Annotated in this window: 11 protein-coding genes; 9 read left to right on the top strand and 2 right to left on the bottom strand. The window is 51.5% G+C overall.

The window, feature by feature from the left end; all coding sequences use genetic code 11:
- Positions 1 to 211 precede the first annotated feature (211 nt).
- The 3 genes from C8N30_RS13865 to C8N30_RS13855 all read left to right on the top strand — a co-directional run bounded on the left by C8N30_RS13865 (position 212) and on the right by C8N30_RS13855 (position 3807).
- A complete protein-coding gene (locus C8N30_RS13865) occupies positions 212 to 781 on the top strand; it encodes a YcbK family protein (protein WP_025062199.1) in 570 nt (189 codons plus the stop codon).
- 231 nt (positions 782 to 1012) lie between these two features.
- Positions 1013 to 3202, top strand: coding sequence for an NADP-dependent isocitrate dehydrogenase (locus C8N30_RS13860; protein WP_025062200.1), 2190 nt, complete (start codon positions 1013 to 1015; stop codon positions 3200 to 3202).
- A gap of 179 nt (positions 3203 to 3381) precedes the next feature.
- Positions 3382 to 3807 carry a BLUF domain-containing protein gene (locus C8N30_RS13855; RefSeq protein WP_322787475.1) on the top strand — a complete coding sequence of 142 codons (426 nt, stop codon included), beginning with the start codon at positions 3382 to 3384 and terminating at the stop codon, positions 3805 to 3807.
- 672 nt (positions 3808 to 4479) lie between these two features.
- On the opposite strand, the gene C8N30_RS13850 is transcribed toward C8N30_RS13855, so the two are convergent.
- Positions 4480 to 4974 carry a ferritin-like domain-containing protein gene (locus C8N30_RS13850; protein WP_025062202.1) on the bottom strand — a complete coding sequence of 165 codons (495 nt, stop codon included), beginning with the start codon at positions 4972 to 4974 and terminating at the stop codon, positions 4480 to 4482.
- Positions 4975 to 5292: 318 nt separating this feature from the next.
- Here C8N30_RS13850 and C8N30_RS13845 point away from each other — a divergent pair, with 318 nt between their 5' ends.
- The 5 genes from C8N30_RS13845 to C8N30_RS19975 all read left to right on the top strand — a co-directional run bounded on the left by C8N30_RS13845 (position 5293) and on the right by C8N30_RS19975 (position 13234).
- On the top strand, positions 5293 to 6891 hold the full coding sequence (locus C8N30_RS13845) for an FAD/NAD(P)-binding protein (RefSeq protein WP_025062203.1): 1599 nt from the start codon (positions 5293 to 5295) through the stop codon (positions 6889 to 6891).
- Between the two features lie 435 nt (positions 6892 to 7326).
- A complete protein-coding gene (locus tag C8N30_RS13840) occupies positions 7327 to 9765 on the top strand; it encodes an excinuclease ABC subunit UvrA (RefSeq protein ID WP_232222809.1) in 2439 nt (812 codons plus the stop codon).
- Positions 9766 to 10469: 704 nt separating this feature from the next.
- The gene (locus tag C8N30_RS13835; RefSeq protein ID WP_120222885.1) at positions 10470 to 11528 is read left to right on the top strand and encodes an aKG-HExxH-type peptide beta-hydroxylase; all 1059 of its coding nucleotides are present in this window, start codon (positions 10470 to 10472) and stop codon (positions 11526 to 11528) included.
- Complete coding sequence (locus tag C8N30_RS13830) at positions 11518 to 12978, top strand: class I adenylate-forming enzyme family protein (protein WP_025062206.1); 1461 nt, start codon at positions 11518 to 11520, stop codon at positions 12976 to 12978. Before C8N30_RS13835 ends, C8N30_RS13830 begins: the two co-directional genes overlap by 11 nt.
- Positions 12956 to 13234, top strand: a complete 279-nt coding sequence (locus C8N30_RS19975; RefSeq protein WP_409373595.1) for an acyl carrier protein — start codon at positions 12956 to 12958, stop codon at positions 13232 to 13234. The genes C8N30_RS13830 and C8N30_RS19975 overlap by 23 nt, the downstream gene beginning before the upstream one ends.
- On the opposite strand, the gene C8N30_RS13820 is transcribed toward C8N30_RS19975, so the two are convergent.
- Complete coding sequence (locus C8N30_RS13820) at positions 13174 to 13809, bottom strand: hypothetical protein (RefSeq protein WP_037967881.1); 636 nt, start codon at positions 13807 to 13809, stop codon at positions 13174 to 13176. The two genes, C8N30_RS19975 and C8N30_RS13820, sit on opposite strands and share 61 nt — an antisense overlap.
- A gap of 105 nt (positions 13810 to 13914) precedes the next feature.
- Between C8N30_RS13820 and C8N30_RS19400 the strand changes: the two genes are divergently transcribed.
- On the top strand, positions 13915 to 14085 hold the full coding sequence (locus tag C8N30_RS19400) for a hypothetical protein (RefSeq protein WP_156949544.1): 171 nt from the start codon (positions 13915 to 13917) through the stop codon (positions 14083 to 14085).
- Positions 14086 to 14539: the final 454 nt, after the last annotated feature.

Genomic DNA, 14539 nt, shown 5'->3' with positions numbered 1-14539 from the left:
GAATTCATATGCGCAAGAACTTGCCTAAAATTCCCCCTATTTCACAACTAACGGATTCATCACTTGGTTCCAATTTTTTGCTATGCAATAGAGTTAGGGCATCTGGGGAGATGAAAAAAAGGCACGTGTAACATCGCGCGCACATTGGCAGATCCACAGGCACGCCACGGCCGGGAAGAAATCCAGTCGGGCAAGAAACGGGACAGACAGTATGACAAGCAAACTCTCGAACGGTATGACAAGACGCGGCCTTCTGGGCGCATTTGCAGCAACAGCAGTAACCGCCGCACCCACTTTCGCGAATGCAGCAGGTTTCCTGCGCGGCGCAGGTGATATTCGCAGAATAAAAATGTATTCTGGCCGTACCGGCGAGCGGATTGACATGATTTACTGGATCGAAGGCCAATATATTGGCGATGCGGTTAAAGAAGTGAATTATTTCATGCGCGACTGGCGGACCAACGACACCGTTAACATGGACTTGCGCACAGTCGATATTATGGCAGCAGCGCATAATCTTCTCGAGGTCAATGAGCCCTATATGCTGCTCTCTGGTTACCGCAGTCCAAAAACCAATGCGATGCTGCGCTCCCGTTCCGGTGGTGTTGCAAAGAACTCCCTTCACCTTCGTGGACAGGCTGCAGACTTGCGCCTCGATAGCCGGTCTGTAAGACAGGTCGCAAAAGCAGCTGCTGTATGTCGTGGTGGCGGTGTCGGGCAATACTCTGGATCAAATTTTGTCCATATGGATTGCGGCACAGTACGCACTTGGGGCGCATAAAACATCCCTGCCCCATGACCATCATCTCAAATCAAGCGCCTTACCCGGCGCTTTTTTTATGTCCCATAGAAATTTATAGCAAAGCCATCTAGTGTCGGCTGCTACCATGGCGAATTGAACAAAAACCTTCGCGTATACGCGCCCCAAACGGATGTATACTGCGGTATGCTATCGACGCCCCGCAAGGCATCCGGTAGATAATTTGCAAAATCACTTTAAAAGGGGCCTCCCATGTCAGATATCATTTACACAAAAGTGGACGAAGCACCCGAGCTGGCCTCGGCGTCTTTCCTTCCTGTCATCCAGAAATTCGCCGCCGCCGCCGGTGTATCTGTCGGCACCAAAGATATCAGTCTGGCTGGCCGTATTCTTGCCGCCTTCCCCGCGCACCTGACCGAACAGCAGCGACAGACCGACGATCTTGCAGAGCTTGGACAGCTGGTAAAAACGCCCGATGCAAACGTAATCAAGCTGCCGAACATCTCTGCTTCGGTGCCACAGTTGGTTGCCGCTGTGAAAGAGCTTCAGTCACAGGGCTATGCCTTGCCCGACTATCCGGATGCGCCAAAAACGGACGCAGAGAAGGAAGTTCGTGCAAAATATGACGGGCTCAAAGGCTCGGCTGTGAACCCTGTGCTCCGTGAAGGGAACTCCGACCGCCGCGCTGCGAAAGCCGTAAAAAGCTTTGCCCAGAAAAACCCGCACCGCATGGGCGACTGGTCCGCAGACAGCAAGACCAAAGTTTCGGCCATGTCTGGCGGCGATTTTTTCTCGAACGAAACATCGGTTACCCTTAAAGATGCGGCAACAGCCAAAATTGTGCTTGTTACCGACGCCGGCGAGACTGTCCTGAAGGACGCAGTGAGCTATCCTGCAGGCACAGTAGTCGATGCCACGTTCATGAGCGCGGCCGCGCTTCAATCGTTCCTTGCCGAGCAGATCGAGGCGACAAAAGCCGAAGGCACACTGTTTTCGCTACATATGAAAGCCACGATGATGAAGGTGTCAGACCCGATCATATTTGGCCACGCGGTAAAGGCGTTTCTCGCGCCTGTCTTCGACAAGCATGGCGATACGATGGCCGCGCGTGGTGTGAATCCGAATTCCGGCCTTGGTGATTTGCTGGCGCGTGTTAAAGATGATGCTGCGATTATGTCCGATATCGAGGCATGCATGGCGGCCCGTCCACCCATGTATATGGTCGATAGTGATAAGGGGATCACAAACCTTCATGTCTCGTCTGATGTGATTATCGACGCGTCAATGCCAGCACTCATTCGCGCAGGCGGCAAAGGATGGGGTCCCGATAACAAAGAGCATGACGCAAATTGTGTGATCCCCGATAATTCCTATGCGCCCATCTATGACGAATCCATCAAGTTCTTCAAAGAAAACGGAAAACTGAACCCTGCGACTGCAGGCACTGTTCAGAATGTAGGCCTGATGGCGCAAAAAGCCGAGGAATACGGCTCCCATCCGACCACCTTTGAAATCGAGGAAGCAGGCGCTGTGCGGATGATCCTTGAGGATGGTACGATACTGCACGAGCACAAGGTCGAGGCCGGCGATATTTGGCGTTCGGCTTCTGCGCGCATGGCACCCATTCAGGACTGGGTAAACCTTGCGATTGACCGCCAAAAAGCCGAAGGCTGCAGCGCGATTTTCTGGCTTGATGCAGAGCGTGCCCACGACGCAGAGCTGATAGCATACGTCAAACCGATACTCGAAGCCAAAGGTGTAGCGGACAAGTTCGAGATTATGGCGCCCCGCGAAGCGACCCGCGCCTCGCTCGAGATTATTACTGCGGGCCAGAACACTATTGCGATCACCGGCAACGTGCTGCGCGATTACCTCACGGATTTGTTCCCGATCCTTGAGTTGGCGACTTCTGCTAAAATGCTTTCCATCGTCAAACTGATGAACGGTGGCGGATTGTTCGAGACTGGCGCAGGCGGCTCAGCGCCCAAGCATGTCCAGCAGTTACAGGAAGAGAACCACCTGCGGTGGGACAGCCTGGGCGAGTTTTGTGCCTTGGGCGAAAGCCTTCAGTTTCTGGCGGATGCAAAAGGCAACGAAAAGGCGCGGGTGCTAGGCCAAGCTGTTGATTCTGCAACTCAAGGAATCCTCGACCACGGTCATTCACCATCTCGCAAAGTGGGCGAGCCTGATAATCGCAACAGCCACTATTGGTTCGCCCGCTACTGGGCTGAAGCATTGGCCGCGCAAAACTCAGATGCAGAGCTTGCGGCACATTTTGCACCGATCGCTACGGCGCTTGCTGATGGTGAGGATGCAATCCTGTCAGAATTGGCAGAAGTACAAGGACCCGCCGTTGATCTGGGCGGATACTTTCATACGGATGCAACAAAAACCTCCGCTGTGATGCGCCCTTCGAAAACGCTGAACGCGATTATCGGGTAGTTAAATCCGAATTGAACGTTCTAGGCCGCACATCCTTTGATGGATGTGCGGTTTTTTCGTTAAAATCGTTAAGGTGCTTCAAAATGTGCCAAGACTCCTGTCGCGGAACAACCTAATGTTTTAGAGGCACGGTCCTAGCGCGCACTGCACTCATTTTGCAGCTTTGAAAACGGAGGAATATCATAATCGACCTCATCAGACTGATCTATGTCTCGCAACCTTTCGGGTACGATATGCCATCGCTCAGCGGTATCCTTTTGGATGCGCGTAAGCATAATTTGCGAGACGGTATTACCGGCGCACTGATTTGCAGGCACGATATCTATCTTCAACTTCTTGAGGGACCGAGTGACAAAGTACAGGCTGCCGCTCAGCGGATCGGCCGTGATGACCGGCACGTGGGCATGAAAATACTCTTGTCTGAATCCGTGGCAGACCGGATGTTCGGACAGTGGGCAATGCTCCATGATCCGGCCAAAACCGTGATCTGGTCAGAGGCGGAAATTGCCGACGACATTCTGAATAGGACGACACCCGCAGAAATTATGCGGGTTTTTGAAGCACTTGCAGATCAGATGGAACAGGGTGTTTTGCCGGATGCATAGGGCAGATGATCCTACGTAAAGGTCCTTTAATTCTAGGAGGTTAACAGTCCCTAGTTAACTGACCAAACCCTCGATTAGATGGGGATTTCGCCGAGGTACCACCCCTTCCCGCTTATGATCGTTTTGAATTCTCGCTCGGGCAGTAAGTTGATCCGAACCATCCCGGTAAGCTGTGATCTTTGATCCGTATTATCTATTTCAGCCTTGCCAAATTTGGCGTCAGCTTCATTAAAAATTATAACTCAAAACATGCGGCCGACTATAATCCGCGGCTTTGACCAACTACTTTGGACGCAACCATGTCCGTAACCGCCGTAAAGCTGGGTGGAGTGTGTGGGACGGAAATTAAACAAATGCCGCATTATCAAAAAGCCTTCGATCGTGTGATAGCGAGTCTCACTCGCTGCAACTGCTCACTACATCAGACTGCTGTTTCAGACACTTTAACTCTGAGCCAACTAAGGTTCTCACCAGCGCTGATTTCTAATCTCGTAAGTTCCGCAGTCGGATTTTCAGACAAATTGATGAACGTACACTATGACAGGTTCCAAAATAAGCTTTTACATAGGGCCTGTTACCATTTTTCCCGTAGTATAAATATGAAGACCCGAGCGCATATCAGCGTCGGGCCTTCATTCACCGGCTAAGCAGTGTCGTACTGCAACAAAAAACTTACACTGCGGCTTTGTTAACTTGTCCGGTCGCAATCGCAGTCATGGTACGGTCGCCATTATATGTGCTGTCCAGACAGTCCTGAAGGATTGCACCGTCCCCGTCTTCGCCCAGACGGTTAGCAAATGCGACAAGACAGCCATAGCCTGCCAAAGCGTAATGAACCATGCGCTGATATTGTGTTATGATCATTGCATCGCGGGCATCATCATCTGTAAAAGTCTCTTCCAAACCGTGCGCGCGAGCTTCTTTTACCAAACCCTGCATGCCGTGGCAGTGGGATCCAGTCGGGTCGATGTCATGCTTGCTGCAGATCTCTGCAACCTTCTCCATGCCGTCGCTGATGCCGTTGGCTCCCGCGATCAATGCCTTGGACAGCTCTTTGTCGGTAGCTGCGGAACCGAGCTCGTTTACAACATCAAGTGATTGTTTGTTTGCACTCCACAAGTCTTGGAGCTGGTCGAGATAGACGTCTTTGAGAGAGCCAATAGCCATGTCAATGTTCCTTTTATCTTACGTATTCAAAGGACCAACATCTGGACGAGGACTTGGTTCCATATCATATCATGGCGGCACGCTCCCAGCAGTTCGAGCGAAGAAATTGAAACGGGCATGCGTTAAGCTAATGCGGGGACAAGGTTCTCTGCTCATAGAACTGACTTGGTAAAGATTTACCGGTGACATGGTTTCTTACCGCCCCCTAACCAAAATGATATTTTCTAGCGGTGCACCATGGAACTTTAAGCACCATTATGACGTTTGAAAGTTATGTAAAGTCGCAGAGATGTACGGTCTTCAATAAGGGAAATAGTCATGCGTCGCATTGGCATTATCGGCTCAGGACCAATGGCAGGCTATTCTCTGCGCCAATTGATAACCAGCCAAACCCCTCTTAGCATCACGATATTCGAGGCTGATGCTGTGGCGGGGTGTGGCATGCCTTACCGTGCTGGCATTAATGCAGATGAGATGTACTGCAATGCGTTCAGCAAGGAGATCCCGATCTACACCCAGCGACTTGCATTCTGGCTTAAGGATCAACCGGATTCCTTTCTACACCGCTGGGGGTTGGCGCAGGAGGATATAAATAGCCGCTCTTTCTATCCGCGCGTTCTGTTGGGTGAGTATCTTCAGGCAGAGTTCTATGCCCTCTGCGCCAAAGGCCGTGATGGGGCACACAGCATTACGGTTCTTACAGGCCATCGCGTGAACGATATTGAACCAAATGATACTGCGGTTCATTGCATCGGGGCCAACAACGATGGTCATTTCAAACTGGCATTCGATGATATAATCATCGCCACAGGTCATGACTGGCCATCGGTACCGAAAATTGATGGCGTAGAACTTGTTTCTCCATGGCCCTACAGCAATGTGACGCAACTTTCGCCAAAACGCATCGGGATCTTGGGGTCTTCTCTGTCCGCGATTGATGTACTTGTCGCGTTGGGTCTGGCGCATGGCGAGTTCCATGAGAGTAACGGCCGGACCTCGTGGTTTGTCGCTGACGGGGCAGAAGACCTGAAGATCACCATGATCTCGCGCAATGAGATTATGCCGGAGCCTGATTTCTTTTACCCCTACCCGTTTGAGCCACTTACACACATCACGCCTGAAGCTGTCAGGCTGGAAATTGAAAAAGGTTCAGATGATCTCCTCGCGCGTGTGTTTGCCCTTTTGGTGAAAGAACTTCGGGCAACCGACCCCGCATATTTTTCCGCTCTGGGATCGCAAGCAGATTCAATTGAGGGCTTCTGTGCTGCTTATGTAAAACAACGCAAAGAACTCGGTGGACTGAGAGCTTTGCGCGAATCTCTCAAAGTTGCGGTCCAGACGTTCGACGATCGGACAACACAAGGATATCGCTGCACCCTGCTTCATGGGCATGAGAATTTCGAACCCCTCCTCGACCATTTGAATGAAGAGGACATGAAAACATTCCACGACCATCTGGCTCCAGTTTTTGGCGATTGCTATGCGGCCATCCCCCATATTTCAGTCGAGCGGGTACTTGCACTTTATGATGCAGGCGTCCTCGATCTTGTGGCCACACAGGAGGGGGGCAAGTTTTCGCGTGAAAAAGATGCGGTTGCAGTTGATACAGTCGACGGCATTCAGTGCTTCGATGTGATAGTAGATGCTCGTGGACAGCCATCTGCATCGCTTAAAGACCTGAAATTTGCGACACTATCGGCGCAACTCCCTAAGAATATGATCGGTATATCGGCGCCGTATCGACTGCCATTGGCAACGGCTTCAACTTCGCGGGTCTACTGTTTGGCAATGCCACAGATCCTCTCGGTAAACCCTTTCGCGCAGGGATTGGCAAATTGCGCTGCACTTTCAAAGGTTGCTGTCGATGACATTCTTCTTCATTTGGAGGTGAGCGCCGCTATACCGCGCGTGGCGTAGTACTAATATGGTAGAGAAATACCAGCAGTGGAAAGCCTCGTTATTCTCACCTGCCAGCTACCTGCAAGCGTCCTGAAACAGGGCACGGAATTGCCTCGCAGCTTTCGTATCAATCTTCCCTATTCACGGCTACTCCCAACACGGAACCCCTATCTTGCTTCCCTACTCTTCCGGTTGGGTATCTCTTGCATAGATGTGTTCGCGGAATCCGTTTAGGTCGGAATTCCGGATATCCTCATCACATTTAGCGGGTGTTTCAATCCCGGTGCGTTGTGGTATCCGAAGGTCAATATTTAAGGTTTTACCGATAACCAATGCAGTAAAAGAGGTCTTCAGATCGCCCTAACAAAAAGCGAAACCGTTTCAGTTGGTCGTGAAAACTGCGTTCAGGTGCGGGGTGCGCGTGTTCACAACCTTAAGGACGTTGACATTGACGTGCCCCGCAATGCGCTGGTCGTCTTCACCGGAATTTCGGGCTCAGGTAAGTCGTCTCTGGCCTTTGGCACACTTTTCGCAGAGGCCCAGCGGCGGTTTCTGGATTCAGTCTCCCCGTATGCGCGTCGGTTGATCGACCAAGTGGGCGAACCCGACGTCGACAGCATTGACGGCCTTCCGCCTGCCGTCGCCTTGCAGCAGCAGAGGGGAACCGCATCGGCCCGGTCGTCAGTCGGCAGTGTCACGACAATATCTAACGGTTTGAGGATGCTGTATTCCCGCGCTGGCGAGTACCCCAAAGGGCAGTCGATCCTCTACGCGGATGCATTTTCGCCCAACACGCCAGACGGCGCCTGCCCGCGCTGCCACGGCATCGGGCGCGTGTTTGACGTGACGGAAGACCTCCTCGTCCCTGACCCAACTAAAACAATCCGCAATGGTGCGGTCGCTGGGTGGCCCCCGGCCTGGGGCGGGCAGAACCTGCGCGATATTCTGATTTCTCTGGGGCATGACATCGACATACCGTGGAAGGATTTGCCACGCGACACCCGCGATTGGATCCTGTTTACGGATGATACCCCAGAGGTAGCTGTCTATGCTCGGATGACACCGGAGGAAACCCGCAGAGCGCGTGAAGAGGGTCGTTCGCCAACCTATATGGGCACCTTCACCAGTGCACAAAACTATGTGTTGAAATCCTTTGCCACAACGCAAAGCGCCCGCACCAAAAAGCGTGTCTCACAATTCATGGACGTTTCCGTCTGTCCGGCGTGTGATGGCAAAAAGCTGAAGCGCGAGTCGTTGTCGGTTACTTTCGAAGGACTTGATATCGGCGAGATCTCTCGTCTGACACTGCGCGATCTTGGCGCGCTATTGCATAAGGCGGCGAATAGGGAACCCGTAGCGAATGATAGCAATCCCGAAAAAGCGATCGTGGCGCAACGCATTACCCGTGACATTCTGGCCCGCGTTTCAGCGCTGACCCGTCTTGGCCTTGGCTACCTATCGCTGGAACGCAACACAGCCAGTTTGTCACCGGGGGAATTGCAGCGCTTGCGGCTGGCCACGCAGATCCGGTCGCAGCTTTTCGGCGTCGTCTATGTACTTGACGAACCGTCCGCAGGGCTGCATCCCTCTGATACTCAGGCCTTGCTTGAAGCGCTGGATGATCTGAAAAACGCCGGTAACTCACTGTTCGTGGTAGAGCATGACGTAAATGTCATCCGCCACGCCGACTGGATCGTGGACATTGGACCGGACGCTGGCACCAAAGGCGGCAAGGTCGTCTACAATGGCGCACTGGCTGGCCTGCGAGAGGTCGCAACCTCCCACACCGCGCGGCATCTGTTTGAGCGCACCCTTGCCAGCGACCGTAAACCGCGAGAGCCGAAAGGCTGGCTGCGTCTGGCAGGTGTAACGCGGAACAACCTGCACGGGGTCAATATTGACCTGCCACTAGGCGTTCTGGCCACCGTAACGGGCGTGTCGGGCTCGGGTAAGTCCAGCCTCGTCAGTCAGGCGCTGGTTGCATTCGTCAGTGAAGCCCTGGGCCAGAAGCCACAAGTCGATACGTCCGAGGACGAACCGGCACTGCTGGAACAGGAATTGGACACCCCTACCGGCGGGCATATCGTCGATGGTATGCAACATATACGGCGCTTGGTCGTGGTGGATCAGAAACCCATTGGCCGCACGCCACGATCAAATCTGGCGACCTATACCGGCCTGTTCGATCATGTGCGCAAGCTATTTGCCGCAACAGCAGAAGCGCGTGCAAGGCGCTATGACGTTGGGCGTTTTTCATTCAACGTTGCCAAGGGCCGTTGCCCGAACTGCGAAGGTGCCGGTTTTGTAAGCGTCGAACTGCTGTTTCTGCCCAGTGTTTATGCCCTCTGTCCCGTATGTCGCGGGCAGCGCTACAATGATAAAACACTCGAAATCTGCTATCGCGAAAAGACAATCGCAGAAGTCCTCGATTTGACGGTAGAGCGAGCGCACGACTTTTTCGCCGATGAACCCGCAATCGGGCGCGCACTTGCGGCATTGCGTGAGGTCGGCCTCGGCTATCTACGCCTTGGCCAGCCGGCGACGGAATTATCGGGTGGCGAGGCACAGCGGATCAAACTGGCAACGGAACTGCAGCGCGCACAGCGCAGCGACACGCTTTATGTTCTGGACGAACCGACAACAGGCCTCCATCCTGCGGATGTGACACTGCTGTTGGCGCAGCTTGATCGACTGGTTGATACTGGTAATTCCGTCATAATGGTCGAGCACAATATGCTTGTGGCCCGGAAAAGTGACTGGCTCGTTGATATCGGCCCCGGTGCGGGCGACGATGGCGGCAAGGTCGTGGCTCAAGGCCCCCCTGCAGAAGTGTCTCGCTCCACCAACAGCAAGACCGCACCGTTTCTGTTTCCGATGGCAGAATCGTTATAGAGCAACCTAAAAAATGTCATCTCGTATTTGACTGTCTGGCTCTCGACTTTTCAGAACCCCAATCGTTGTTTGGCCTATGCCCGCATGGAGAACCACGACTATTGTAATTCATGCAATAAGAACGCAACCGGCGTGTTGACCATATGCCTGAACAGGCCGTCATTGGTTCAACTTGGCGATGCCAAGCTGCCCAGCGAGGTGCCCAATAAAAGCCACCCACGTCTAATTCTTTCTGTAAATATGAAATCAATTAACGGGCATCTCGAACGGAATGTACATTGGGGGTCTTCCGGTTGATCCTATTCATTTGTTTTAAAATGGTTTTGCCCGTCCATAGTAAATATTCAACGGCGGGACGTTGTTCAGACTCTCACGATATTTTTGTGGTTCTAGAGATTAACTAGGCTTAGATTTGCGTTTTGAGATCACGGATTGGAACGCAACAATCCAACAGGATGCTGTTCTGCAGGCTTTGCGCCCTGCAAACTCTTATTCGATCGCATCATGATGCTCAAAATTGCATGCAAAGGCCCGCGGCTTTCAATCATGATCCGCAGCGCTTAGTTTCCAAAGTGACATGGACCGCCTGACTTAAGTCAGGGTTAGTAACGATGCGCAAAGCGGACTTCTGAGCCACTTGCATCTCCACCAGTAAGCCGCATATTCAGGCTAATCTGATAGGTTAAACTCTCTCTGCGGTTAAGTTGCCGCCGGTTCGCAAAACTTCACTGACGCACAGTGGTTTTCATCAAAGTGACATTCGCGACATCATGCAAAATTACTTCTTGCCCAATCCCCAATACATCTTCGACACACGAGGCAGAATTCGTCTCAAACTACTGGAATCACTGAAACACCTGGTCTTCGATGTGTTTGGCCCCAGGTTTACCCCGCCGATTACGGATCAAGCACTCAATGATCTGATAGTGGGAGGCAGAGCATTTCCGAATGCGGTTATTTTTGCACTTCACGGTGTTTTGCTGAAAGCCGCTTTAAGTGAAAACACAACAGATGTCCCTAAAGCCCTCGAAATTCTAAAAGACATAGCAAACCGTAGCACTGGCCAGCCAGATCAGTTCTCTGTGCAGCCGTTGGCCGGAGACCTCCTGCATCCCGATGACGTTTATCTACTAAAATACGCATTTGCTGATGATCTCGGGCTAACAACAAGTCTCGTCGCCCCTGCAAGCGAAGTTACCGAGCAATGCAAACTGCTGGTGACCGAAGCGTTGGAAACACTTGGTCAAACTGCACCGGATTGGATGGAAGAGCTGCAATTGCTCACCAATCAGATCTATTTTGCAGTCGCCGATACTGACGCTCAGCAGCTTTTTGGAGGGGCTTCGGTATTTGATGCTTTCGGCGCTGTGCTCATCAATCCCTTGGGGCTCAAAGATCTGCCAAGAACATTAATGTCTCTTGTCCACGAAAGCTCCCATCAACAGATGTTTGTCTATCACTTAGACGATGAAATCGTATTGAATGATGCAAGTGCCAGTTTCACATCTCCTTTGCGCAAACAGCCTCGCCCGATGGAGGGAATTTTTCACGCGATGTGGGTGTCGGCAAGAATGGCAGTTGCCGCACAGGCAGTCCTCAACTCCCCCAACCGACCGACTTGGTCAGAAGAATTACGCGAGCATCAGACCCGCGCAATCAGGGCGTTTCGGGACTGCGAAGATACAGTGGCCGAGCATGCTAAGTTGACGGACCTCGGCAGTATTCTTTTTTCGAACTCTAAAGGCGCCGTTGATGCAATTTAATGAGCACCATATCGGCTCTAACATTTTAAAACAGGCCTGCTCTGATCCTGACGCTTTTTGTATCGAGCAAGCTGGCAAAGTTTTCTCACGGGGCGATATAGCGGGCTCCGCGCAACATCTTGCCGATTTCTTTAATAAAGAAAACATTCCGTCCAAATCTGCAATTGCATTGATCTGCGTTGATCGCGTGAGAGGTGTGGAGGCCATGATCGCTCTTTGGTCGATAGAAGCCCAAGTGCTTTTTCTTGATCCACGCCAGACGATAGAGGAAATCACAACCGCGCGTGTAAACGCGGGGATCAACGCAATCTATACAGACTCACCGAGCTTTGCGCGTCGTGGGGGTTTCGGGCTTTTGCCCTCTCGTGATTCAATTCATGATTGCGACATCAATCTGCAGTTCGCGGAAGGTTCACACAATAACAACGCATTGATCCTGTCCTCGTCAGGAACAACTGGATTACCACGTTATAGATCCATCACCCATGCGTCGTTCATTGATGGATTGGTGACCGCCGGAAGACTTTTGAACAACTCAATCGCATTACCGACCATCAGCGTGGGGAGCCTTGCCTTCGGAGCGGTACTGTCGCAATGGATCAAGACTTTGATGCAAGGCCAATACCTACTAAGCCTCCCATTATTCTTTAGGACCACAGATCTTCATCAAGCCCTTTGCAGGCCAAACATTAAGGTCATCGGTCTACCTCCTGTAATCATAGGGGATTTGCTGGATTTTCACGGCGAAGACTGTGCAACAGATACCCAGCACGCATACCCACATATCAAAACTATGTCCTCAATCGGGGGGCCTATTTCACCCGAAACTTTAGCAAAAGCTTATAGGGTTTTGACGCCCGGTGTTCGGAATATGTATTCGATGTCGGGTGTGGGGGCTGTCTCTCTTTTGTCCGGAAAGGATATAATCGAAAAACCAAACTCAGTGGGCAAACCCTTTCCCGAGATCACAGTCAGGATCGAAGATGACAATGGCCACATGCAACCGACAGGTGAAGTTGGCCATATTATTGCCCGACCTGATTGGCGGGAAGGTGCGGCCCTTATCGATACAGGTGACATGGGTTGGATCGACGCGGATGGCTACTTGTTCATCGCTGGCCGATCCGCACAAATTGCCTGCCGGAATTCCATCAATGTAAACCTTTCAGATCTGGAGCAGGATGTTAAAAAGCTAAATGGTGTTCGGGATTGCATAGCGTTTACAACTCTGGCCGACGGCTCTGCAGATGATTTGATTTTCTTGGCAGTCGAATCCCGAACAGATGCCACAGATCTGAGGGCAACGATCAGGTCGGCAATATCCTCCTACCGCCGACCTGACCAAATCATGATAAGCACTCATCTCCCGCGCACATCTTCGAACAAGATTTCTCTGCGTATTCTGAAAAACAATTTAACTGAGATGGGTGGTGACTTTGTCGACTTTTGATCACATCATTGAACAGGTCATTGTTGCATTTCAGGAATGTTTTCCCGATGTAGCAATTAATCGTCAAAGCGACTTTTTCGAACTTGGTGGGGATTCACTCGCAGTGGCTGGTTTGTGTGTATCTTTGGAAGCGAGATTTAATACGGAAATTCATCCTTCGAGCGTGCTGTATCACCCAACCGTCGAAGAGCTTGCCTACGCTGTCAAAGCCCTCTTGGCCTCCCCCGAACCAGCCACGCGCGATCTGAAAGCGTAAAAGCGATCGATGAGCATTTCGACTGTGCCTTCAGAATAGAATTGGCCATGTTCAGCCCGAACCATATACTTCTCATATTCCGAGAATGCTGATTTTGCACGCTTGCCTGCGCCAACGGGATCCTTATGAAACGGATTACTCGCCGTGTCTTGGTCGCCATAAACTAAAAGCGCGGGACGATCCGTGACGATTTCCGGCAATGAACAATTGATCAGGCAAAGATGCCCCACGCCTTTTCCAGCCTCTCGCAACAGGTTGCAAACCGCCATTGCTATCGTGCTACCCTGACAACTGGTACCGATATCAAAGCTTGCTTCGGGAAAATGCTGACACAATTCGCATGCCAAATACCGTGCCAGAATATTACGTATATCCATCGGGTCATCGCCGGGCCGAACTAGCAAATGGGAAGACCGAGAGTAGATCAAAGGCTGATCATCGCCCAAACACTTCGCCAGACGCGCAGGTTCTGGTGCGCCGTTGAAGATCCAAAACAGCGGAGAACGGGTGCCGTTCTCGTTCAAAATTCGCAGAATACCGCGCTCATCAACAGCCCGCCCGTCCCAAGAGGCCATCAATTTTTGCTGCGGAAGGATTGGATCATGACTAGACATAGGTGCTTGTTCTTCCTAGAGTTCTCACACAAAATCAAAAGACCAGCTTAATTGGAAAACGTAAAGATGAAGATTGATATTTCTAAACTTCTAGCTCTGAAAGGTTCAGAAGCTGCACGCTCCCCCAAAGTCGGCTTTCCCCCAGAGCCTGACGCGCCCATCCGTTCAAAACTGCTGATGCTTCGCGGATCAGAAGCTGCACGTTCAGCTAAAGTCGGCGTACCTGAGCCCATCTAAAAGTTATTTGGGGGCAATGTTTTTCCGCTTCCTCTAAAACACGACTGCTTGCGCTCGACGAGAGTAAGCAGTCATTTTTAATTGATCCCCTGCTTTAATAGATTTTATGCTTAATTTTATAGTAATGCATGATCGGCGTGCCCTTATTTTGATATTCTTACACGGCACAATGCCGCAACCGGAGTGAAGTTACGCTTCGGAGAGCCCACAACACGGCATCTGACCTCACACCGAATGTCCGGTTCGGACATAATGGCCGTGATGGGAGACTAAATATGCGCAATTTCTGCACTATCACATTTCTGCGTTCAGGGCGGATCAAGGTTATTTGCACTTTTGCAGAAAATTCAAGGATCGTGTCGTGAAATCCGCATTGGTATTCGGATTGTCATCTTATTCAGTGCAAAAGAAGAAGCGTGTTGCACGTATGAACAGAGCGCAACCACTGGCGCCG

Origin of the sequence: Sulfitobacter guttiformis, assembly GCF_003610455.1 — a bacterium.
In the GTDB taxonomy this organism is placed as follows: domain Bacteria; phylum Pseudomonadota; class Alphaproteobacteria; order Rhodobacterales; family Rhodobacteraceae; genus Sulfitobacter; species Sulfitobacter guttiformis.
The sequence above is the reverse complement of the archived record's forward strand: the minus strand, read 5'-3'. Positions and strand labels throughout refer to the sequence as shown.